Origin of the sequence: Sphingopyxis granuli NBRC 100800, assembly GCF_001591045.1 — a bacterium.
Lineage (GTDB): Bacteria > Pseudomonadota > Alphaproteobacteria > Sphingomonadales > Sphingomonadaceae > Sphingopyxis > Sphingopyxis granuli.
In genome coordinates this window covers 1-9,133 of sequence record NZ_BCUA01000114.1, presented here as the reverse complement: position 1 = coordinate 9,133, position 9,133 = coordinate 1, and the positions used below count along the sequence as shown (strand labels likewise).

The following is a 9,133-nucleotide window of genomic DNA, read 5'->3' as shown; positions in this document are numbered from 1 at the left end:
ACCCCGGCTTTCGCCGGGGAACAGTGACTTGTCTAAAAGGGATAATTGCCGATCAAGTCCGGGGTGACGATGAATGATAGGTCGGCTCCCGGCCGAACCCCGCCGCTCAATCCCCCTCGGGCTGCGGCAAGAGCAGCGCGAGCAGGATCGCCCGGCATTCGCCGTCGATCGTGCCGTCGATCAGTTCGGGACGAAAGCGGCGCTGGAACGCCACGGTGGCCGCGAAGCCGTCGGTCACGTCGTAGCCGAAGCGCTCGAGCGCGAGCAGGAAGCCTGCATCGGTCCACAGCGGATCGGTCAGCTTCTTGGTCGGACGCGGCAGCGCGAGGCGGCGGCGCGCCAATTCGTGCCATGGAAACAGTTCGCCCGGGTCCTGCTTGCGCGTCGGCGCGATGTCCGAATGGCCGACGACATTGCCGCGCGTGACGCCGTGGCGGTCCTTGATCAGGTGGACGAGCCGGACGACCGAGGCGATCTGCGGGTCGGGAAAGGGCACATAGCCGAATTCGTGCCCCGGATTGACGATCTCTATGCCGACGCTGGCCGAATTGATATCGCGCACGCCCCGCCAATGCGACTTGCCGGCGTGCCAGGCGCGCTTGTCCTCGGGCACCATATGGGTGATCTGCCCATCCTCGCTGACGACATAGTGCGCCGAAACCTTCGCCGCGGGATCGGCAAGCCGATCAATGGCTTCGGCGCCGGTCTTCATGCCGGTGTAATGCAGGACGATCATCGAGATGGGCAGCGCGCGCTCGTCGAAATTGGGGGACCAGCGTTCGATAAAATCGCCCATGCCTCTCGCGATCCATTATTGTTCCGGCCCGGCGCGGAACCGCTCTTTCCCCTGCGCCAGCGGGGCGCAAAAAGCAAGGTCAGGCGGCGACGGGGCGCCGCACCTGCTGGTCGGCCGGTTCGTACAGGCCGCGCAGGCGCGGGCTGGCGACGAACTGGTCGGTCTGCCCGAGCACCGTCTCCCCGGCGCCGAGGACAAGGAAACTCTGCGGCGCCGCGATCGCGCGCAGCCGCGCGAACGCCTTCTGCCGCATCGGCATCGCGAAATAGAGCAGCAGGTTGCGGCAGAAGATCAGGTCGGCCGGCGCGGCCAGCGGCGGCCGGTCGATCAGCATATTCTGCACCGAAAAGTCGACGCGGCGGCGCAGATCGGCCTTGGCGAGCCATCCCGCCTCGGTCTGGTCGAACCAGCGGACCATGCGCTGCACCGGCAACCCGCGCTGAATCTCGAACTGGCTGTAGAGCCCGACCCGCGCGCGCGAAATGGCGTGGTGGCTGACGTCGGTGCCGATGACGTCGACGCGCCAGCCCGCCCAGCGCTCGCCCTGCTCGGCGAGCAGCATCGCCATCGAATAGGCTTCCTGCCCGGTCGATACGCCGCAATGCCAGATCGTCAGTTGCCGTTGGCGCGCGTTCACCACGCGAAGATATTCAAGCGCCTTCTCCGCAATATCGTCGAAGACGCTGTGTTCGCGGTAAAAGAAGGTCTCGTTGTTGAGCATCGCATCGACCGTGTCGTCGAGCAGTTGCCGCCCGTTCGCGGTGACGAGCGCGGCCACCAGCGCGTCGAGGTCGGCGATGCCGTGCCGCTGCAACACCGGCTTCAGCGACATCTCGATCCGCCAGATGCGGTTCGGCGACAGCGTCTGGCCGGTGCGCGATTCGAGCACGCTCATCAGGACGCGATAGGCCGATTCGCTGGCCGTGCCGCCGCCCATCATCGCCGCGACCGTCCCGCCAGGCTGCCGCCCAGCATCAGCGCGATCGCGTCGGGGTTGAGCGTCGCCGCGGCAATCCCGGTCCGACTGACCGCGCCGGGCATGCCCCATATCACGCAGCTTTCGGGCGCCTGCGCGAAAACCGTGCCGCCCGCCGCCTTCAGGCGCGCGGCTCCCTGCGCGCCGTCGCGCCCCATGCCGCTGAGGATCACCGCGACGCCGCCCTCGCCATAGACCTCTGCGACCGACGCCAGCATCGGGTCGGCCGAAGGACAGCAGCCATTGTCGACCGGGTGCCGGTCGAGCGCGATCTTGCGCCGCCGACCGTTGGCGACGACCACCAGATGCGCGTCGCCCGGCGCCAGATAGATATGCCCCGCCTCGACCGGCATCCCCGCCGTCGCGACATGGACACGGCGCGCCGTCAGCGTCGCGATCTGCCGCGCATAAAATTCCATGAAAGCGTCGGGCAGATGCTGCGTCAGCAGGATGGGCGCGCGAATGCGCGGATCGAGGTGCGCGAGAAAGGTCGTGAACGCCGGAATGCCGCCGGTCGACGCCGCCACCGCGATGCATTCGAGCGGCTGGCCGGCGTCGATCGCCGGCGCCGCGGCGAGCCGTGCCGGACGGCGGACAGCGCGCGCCGCGGCGGGAATCGCCGGCGGGCGCTGGCCAAGCGAGAGGATACGATCGGTCAGCACCTCGGCGAAGCGGCCCGAGAAACTGCCGCGCCCGGGCTTGGCGAGCGTGTCGCTGGCGCCGAGCGCCAGCGCGTCGATCGCCGCCGATCCGCCCTCGACGCAATTCGACGACAGGATCAGCACGCGCGCATTCGCCGCGCGCTCGAGGATGAGCGGCAGCGCGTCGATGCCCGTCATTCCCGGCATTTCGAGGTCGAGCACGACGACGTCGACCGACTCGCGCGCCAGCCAGGCGAGCGCATCCTGCGCCGAGGCGAAGGACGCGCAGATGCTGAGCCCCGGCCGCTGCTCGATGATGCGTTCGAGGATGCTGCGCACGACAAGGCTGTCGTCGACGAGCATCACGCGCACGTCGCGCGGAACCGGGCCGGCCTCTTCCGGCGGCGGATCGTTCGGGCGGGGTTGCGGCCGGGTCATGCGGCGGTCTCGAACAGCCTCAGGCAACGCCGACGAGTTGCAGCTTTCCTTCGAGCGTTTCGCGGTCGAACGGTTTCATCACATATTCGTCGGCGCCAGCCTCGATCGCCGCGCGGATATGGTCGATGCTGTTCTCGGTAGTGCAGAAGACGACGCGCGGGCGCTCGTCGTGCCCGAAATCGAGATCGTTGAAGGCGCCCAGGAATTCCATGCCGCTCATCACCGGCATGTTCCAGTCGAGCAGGATCACGTCGGGCCGGTTGGCGCGGCAGAAGCGCAGCGCTTCCTGGCCATCGGCCGCTTCATCGACCGCAAAGGCCATGCTTTCAAGGATATGGCGCGCGACCTTGCGAATGACCTTGCTGTCATCGACGACCAGACAGGATTTCGACATTTTCTACCTCCGACCCCCGGGGATTTCGGCCACCCTAGGCCAAAGGGGTATGCAGCGCGTTAACATGATGGGCACCCCGTCAGGCCGCCCGCGCGGCGGGCGCGGCGATGAAATGCGCCGGGTCGACGACGAGCAGCGACGCCCCGTCATGCTCGATCATCGCGTCCGCGACCCGCGCCCAGCCGGGCAGCAGCTTGCCCGCGACACGCGTTTCGGGCGCCGCGATGAAACAGACATCCTCGATCGCGTCGGCGAGCAGCGCATAGCCGTGTCCACCGACGTCGACGACGATCACGCGCTGGCCGGGCGCGACGGGAACCGCCGGCAGGCCGACGACGACATGCGGGTCGATCAGCGTCAGCACGCGGCTGCGCAGCGCGAAGATTCCCGCGACATGCGGCGGCGCGGCGGGAACCGCGACCGGCTGGCCGACGGTGACGACCGAATTGATCGCGTCGCTGCGCAGCGCGACGCGCGTGTCGGCGATCCGCGCGACCAGATAGAGCCTGTCGATCACGGCCGGCCTCCCCCGACATGCCGGCGCAGCGCATCGAGAAGCGCCTGGCGATCGTAGCGATAGATGGTTTCGTCGGCCGGCCCGGCCGTCGCCACCGAAGCGCGCAGGCGGATCACCGGGACGCCGCCCCCACCATGCACGCAAGGCCCGTCGTCGGCGGCAAGGCACAGCAGCACGTCGGGCGCCTCGCCGTCGCCGGCATCGCCGTCGGACACGACGCGATAGCCCGCGCCGCGCAGGATCGGCGCGAGGAAATTGCCGCCCCAGCCGTCGGCATCGTCGGCGATGCGGCACAGCGGCCGGCGGACCTCCTCCACGGACGGGGTCAGGACGGACGCGTGGCGTTCCATCAGCCAGAACGGGTCGATCAGCTCGACCGGCTCGCCGCCGATCAGCACGACGCCGGCGACCAGCCCCGGCGCCGCGGCGGGCTGCACCGCGTCGGGCAGCCGCACGATGTCGACGACCGCCGCGACCGGATAGCAGAGCACCGTGCGGCCATCGAACAGGCGCAGCAGCTTCACCGTGCCATGGCCTTCGGGCAGCGCATCGGCGTGGACGGGGAAAATATCGTCGCCGATCTGGACCCGCACCGTCCCGGCGCTTTCGAACAGGGCGAGCGCGGGCACTTCCTCGACGCGCTCGATCACCGACAGGCGCACGCCGCGCGTCCGGCCATCGGTATCGCGGAACAGCAGAAGCTGCGCCGCGTCGCGCGCCGCGGCCGCAGCGGCGGCCTCCTCGGCGGCGGCGGCTTCGCCGCGTTCCGCCTCGGCCGCGTCGATCGCCGCGGCGGCCAGCAGTCCCTGCACGTCGAGCAGCAGCACCGGCTGCCCATTGTCTGGCAGCGTCGTGCCGGCATAAAGACCGGTCGCCATGATGATCGGCGCCGCGGGCTTGATCACCAGTTCCTCCTGATCGTGGATCGCCGCGACGCTCAGCGCATAGCTCTGCCCCTGCCCCGGCCGGACGATCACCAGCGCGCGGTCGTCGTCATCCTCCTCCGCATCGCGCGGGCAGCCGAGCACCTCCTCCAGCCGCAGCAGGGGGTAGCGCTGTCCGCGCACGGTCGCCAGTTCGCCGCCGCCGACGCGGTCGATGCGCACCGTATCGCTGTTTTCGAGCAGGATCTCGCGCACCGCGCCGCGCGGAATCGCGAAATATTGCCCGGCGGCGCGCACCATCAGGCCGGAGATGATCGTCAGCGTCATCGGCACGCGCAGCAGGATCGACAGGCCGCGTCCTTCCTCGTTGCGCAGTTCGACGACGCCGCCGATCTTCTCGACATTGGCCTTGACGATATCCATGCCGACGCCGCGTCCCGAAATCGCCGTCACCTGCGCCGCGGTCGAAAAGCCGGGGCGGAAGATCAGGCCGAGCCGTTCGGCGGGCGTCAGCGCGCGCGCTTCGTTCGCGGTCAGAATCCGCGCCGCGACCGCCTTGGCGACCAGCGCGTCGGGCGACAGGCCGCGGCCGTCGTCGCGCACCTCGATCTCGATCTGGTTGCCCGACTGGCGCGCCGCGACGACGATGGTCGCGGTCATGTCCTTTCCCACCGCCGCGCGGTCGGCGGGCGCCTCGACGCCATGGTCGACCGCGTTGCGGACGATGTGGATCAGCGGATCGCGGATATTCTCCATCATCTCGCGGTCGAGTTCGACCTCGCCGCCACTGGTCGTGAAGCGGATTTTCTTGCCCGTTTCCTGCGCCAGGTCGCGCACGATCCGCGGCAGCGGCGCGAACAGCTTGTCGATCCGCTGCATCCGCATCTGGCTGACCGAATGGCGCATGCCGGCGATCGAATCCGACAGGCGGTCGAACGAGGCGATCAGTGCCGGATCGGCCCCCGATTCGCGCAGCATCCGGGCGAATTCGTTGCGCGCGAGGACGATGTCGGTGACCCCCGTCATCACGCTGTCGAGCAGCGGCAGCGGCACCCGGATCGAGCGCCACCCCTGCCCGTCGGCAAGCAGATCGTCCTCGCGGCGAAGCGGGATGCCCGCGACTTCGACCGCCGGATCGGCTTCGGCCTGCCGGCCGTCGAGCGCGGCGATGATCGCGCCGTCGTCGCCCGCGGGCTCCGCCCCGTCGCGGCCCAGCACGTCGCACAGCTCGCTCAGCCGGTCGACGATCGCCAGCACCGCGGTGACGAGCATGGCGTCGGCCGGGCGATTACCGCGGCGGACCTGGTCGAGCGCATCCTCGGCGGCATGCGACAGCGCCGTGACGCGCGGCAAGGCCAGAAAGCCCGAACTGCCCTTGATCGTGTGGACGAGCCGAAAGATCGCGTCGAGCCGCTCGCGATCGGCGGGGTCGGCCTCCCACGCGACGATCGCCCCCGCCGCTTCGGCAAGGATTTCCGACGTCTCGGTCAGAAAATCGTTCAGCAGATCGTCCATCGCGGTATCGGTGCGCCCCAAAATCCTGCGCGCACCATGGCCGACAATGGTTAACGGAGGGTTTGCCTGGCCCCCTTGAGCACCGCCCCGACGAGCAGCGAGGTCGGAGTCTCGCGCGCGAGCATCACCGTGCCGCCATTCTGCGCTGCGACCGCCTGGACGAGCGCGGCGGGCGCGGTGCGCGACGTCATCGCGGCAGCCCCTTCGCCTTTGGAAAGCAGCCGTTCGACATCGGCGTCGACCAGGATGCGCTCGGCCTCGGCATGCAGTGCGATCTCGATCCCCTCGCCCGCCTTTTCGCAGCCGATGTCGAGCCGCCCGCCGCGCACCAGCGCATCGACGAGGATCAGCGCGAGGTTGAGGATGATCTTGACCGCCGGCTTGGGCAGCGGCTCGTCGGCGATCATCCAGTTCAGCTCGATCGGCCGGTCGGCCATGATCCCCTCGATCGCCGCCTTCGCCTCGTCGGGCGGCACCGCATCGCCGAACCCACCCGCCGAACCGAAAGCGAGGCGGAAGAATTTGAGCTTGTTGGCCGACGTCCTCGCGCTCTGTTCGAGCAGGTCGAAAACGCGCGCACGCATTTCGGCGTCCTGCTCGTCGGCGAGCAGTTCGAGCCCGTTGGCGAAAGCGCCCACCGGGCTGAGCAGATCGTGGCACAGGCGCGAGGCCAGCATGGACGCGAAATCGACGCGATCGTCGGTCATGGATGAAGGCTCCCCCCAGGGCGGACCGGACCCGGTCCGCTGCCGCTCCTACGGCAGCGAAGGGGCGAAGGGCAAGCGCGATCCCCTTGAATTTCGACGCGCCGAAGCCACATCGACCCCGATGCAGGGGGACGACGCCATCTTGACCGTGACGCTGGCGGACAGCGCGGCCGGGCTGCGGCTCGATCGCGCGCTGGCCGAGGCGCTGCCCGACCTGTCGCGCGAGCGCGTCAAGACGCTGATCAAGGGCGGCCGGGTCGCCGACACGCGCGGCACGGTGCTGTGGGACCCGGCGGCGAAAGCCGCAGCGCCCGCGACGCTGGAAGTGCGCGTGCCGACCCCCGCGCCCGCGCACAACGTCGCGCAGGACCTGGACCTTGTCATCGCTTATGAGGACGAGCATCTGATCGTCGTCGACAAGCCCGCGGGCATGGTCGTCCACCCCGCCGCGGGCAATCTGGACGGGACGATGGTCAACGCGCTGCTCCACCATTGCGCGGGGCAGTTGTCGGGAATCGGCGGCGTGGCGCGGCCGGGCATCGTCCACCGCATCGACAAGGACACCAGCGGGCTGATCGTCGCCGCCAAGCACGACAAGGCGCACGAGGGACTGGCGAAGCAGTTCGCGGCGCACAGCATCGATCGCCGCTATCTCGCCATCGCGACCGGGCGCCCGATGCCCGCGAACGGCACGGTCGAGGCGGCGCTCGGCCGCTCGCCGACGAACCGCAAGAAGATGGCGGTCGTGGCCGCGGGGCGCGGCAAGCATGCCGTCACCCATTATCGCACCATCGAACCCCTGCGCGGTGCGACGGTCGTCGAATGCCGGCTCGAAACCGGCCGCACCCACCAGGTGCGCGTCCACATGGCGCATATCGGGCATCCGCTGGTCGGCGACCCGGTCTATGGCCGCACCCGCAAGCCGCTGTCGGACGTGCTGAAAGCGCGGGGTTTCGAGCGGCAGGCATTGCACGCGGCCCATTTGGGTTTTATTCATCCGGTAACTGGCAAAAGGATCGCACTCGACAGCGATCTGCCCGCGGACATGCGGGAACTGATCGACGAACTGCGCGTTTAGGTTTCGAATGAAAATCTATTTTGACCGCCGGAGCCAACCGCGGCAGGATATTTTCAGGTTTTAGGGAAGACACTTTACCAATGGCGAATAAAAGCAACGTTCCGGCTGTGGTGCCCGCGCTCGGCGGTGAGGCGAGCCTGAACCGCTATCTGGCCGAAATCCGCAAATTCCCCCTATTGACGCCCGAGCAGGAATATATGCTCGCCAAGCGGTTCCAGGAACATGACGACAACGAGGCCGCGGCACAGCTCGTGACTTCGCACCTGCGCCTCGTCGCCAAGATCGCGATGGGCTATCGCGGCTATGGCCTGCCGGTCAGCGAGCTGATCAGCGAGGGCAATATCGGCCTGATGCAGGGGGTGAAGAAATTCGACCCCGACCGCGGCTTCCGCCTCGCCACCTATGCGATGTGGTGGATTCGCGCCTCGATCCAGGAATTCATCCTGCGGTCGTGGAGCCTCGTGAAGATGGGCACCACCGCGGCGCAGAAGAAGCTGTTCTTCAACCTCCGCCGGATGAAGAACAACCTCGAGGCGTTCGAGGACGGCGACCTGAGCCCCGAGCATGTCGCGAAGATCGCGACCGACCTCGGCGTGACCGAGGACGAGGTGGTCAGCATGAACCGCCGCATGGCGATGGGCGGCGACACGTCGCTCAACGTCCCGATGGGCGAGGACGGTGACAGCCAGTGGCAGGATCTGCTCGGCGACGAAGGCCCGCTGCAGGACGAGCGCGTCGCCGAGGCGGAGGAACGCGACGTGCGCCACGCGCTGCTCAGCGAAGCGCTCGAAACGCTGAACGACCGCGAACGCCACATCCTGACCGAACGCCGCCTGACCGACGATCCCAAGACGCTTGAGGACCTGAGCCAGGTCTACGACGTCAGCCGCGAGCGCGTCCGTCAGATCGAGGTGCGCGCGTTCGAAAAGCTGCAGAAGGCGATGCTGAAGCTCGCCGGCGAACGGCGGCTGATCGCGACCTGACCGGCGGGGCTCTCATACTCCGGAGAGTGACGCCGTTCGACGCAGGTCGGGCTGGCGCGACACTTGTTTCCTTCGTCACGCTCGCCTTGTTTCGGCATTCATGACTCGCGCTTGCGGCAGATGCCGCGCAAAGCGGGAGGGCTGGCCACGGATGCTGAAACAAGCTCCTTTCGACAGGTAGAAACCTGTTCCCCGGCGAAAGCC

9 protein-coding genes are annotated in these 9,133 nt (G+C 68.3%); 2 read left to right on the top strand and 7 right to left on the bottom strand.

All coding sequences use genetic code 11. The features are described from left to right. Window positions 1-106: 106 nt before the first annotated feature. From SGR02S_RS17755 to SGR02S_RS17725, 7 genes are all read right to left on the bottom strand, one after another. A complete protein-coding gene (locus tag SGR02S_RS17755; RefSeq protein WP_067113140.1) occupies window positions 107-796 on the bottom strand; it encodes an N-acetylmuramoyl-L-alanine amidase in 690 nt (229 codons plus the stop codon). Between the two features lie 79 nt (window positions 797-875). After that, a complete protein-coding gene (locus tag SGR02S_RS17750) occupies window positions 876-1,736 on the bottom strand; it encodes a CheR family methyltransferase (protein ID WP_237233528.1) in 861 nt (286 codons plus the stop codon). Beyond that, window positions 1,733-2,851 carry a chemotaxis-specific protein-glutamate methyltransferase CheB gene (gene cheB / locus SGR02S_RS17745; protein ID WP_067113130.1) on the bottom strand — a complete coding sequence of 373 codons (1,119 nt, stop codon included), beginning with the start codon at window positions 2,849-2,851 and terminating at the stop codon, window positions 1,733-1,735. Before cheB ends, SGR02S_RS17750 begins: the two co-directional genes overlap by 4 nt. Before the next feature lie 19 nt (window positions 2,852-2,870). After that, the gene (locus tag SGR02S_RS17740) at window positions 2,871-3,245 is read right to left on the bottom strand and encodes a response regulator (RefSeq protein WP_067113125.1); all 375 of its coding nucleotides are present in this window, start codon (window positions 3,243-3,245) and stop codon (window positions 2,871-2,873) included. A gap of 79 nt (window positions 3,246-3,324) precedes the next feature. Further along, window positions 3,325-3,762: a chemotaxis protein CheW gene (locus tag SGR02S_RS17735; RefSeq protein WP_067113121.1), complete on the bottom strand. Its 438-nt coding sequence runs from the start codon at window positions 3,760-3,762 to the stop codon at window positions 3,325-3,327. Further along, on the bottom strand, window positions 3,759-6,161 hold the full coding sequence (locus SGR02S_RS17730; RefSeq protein ID WP_067113118.1) for a chemotaxis protein CheA: 2,403 nt from the start codon (window positions 6,159-6,161) through the stop codon (window positions 3,759-3,761). The genes SGR02S_RS17735 and SGR02S_RS17730 overlap by 4 nt, the downstream gene beginning before the upstream one ends. Window positions 6,162-6,211: 50 nt before the next feature. Continuing rightward, window positions 6,212-6,868 (bottom strand): histidine phosphotransferase family protein, encoded by a 657-nt coding sequence (locus SGR02S_RS17725; RefSeq protein ID WP_067113115.1) that lies wholly within the window; start codon window positions 6,866-6,868, stop codon window positions 6,212-6,214. A gap of 121 nt (window positions 6,869-6,989) precedes the next feature. Here SGR02S_RS17725 and SGR02S_RS17720 point away from each other — a divergent pair, with 121 nt between their 5' ends. After that, a complete protein-coding gene (locus SGR02S_RS17720) occupies window positions 6,990-7,946 on the top strand; it encodes an RluA family pseudouridine synthase (protein ID WP_067113143.1) in 957 nt (318 codons plus the stop codon). Window positions 7,947-8,026: 80 nt separating this feature from the next. Beyond that, a complete protein-coding gene (gene rpoH, locus SGR02S_RS17715; RefSeq protein WP_067113112.1) occupies window positions 8,027-8,929 on the top strand; it encodes an RNA polymerase sigma factor RpoH in 903 nt (300 codons plus the stop codon). Window positions 8,930-9,133 lie beyond the last annotated feature (204 nt).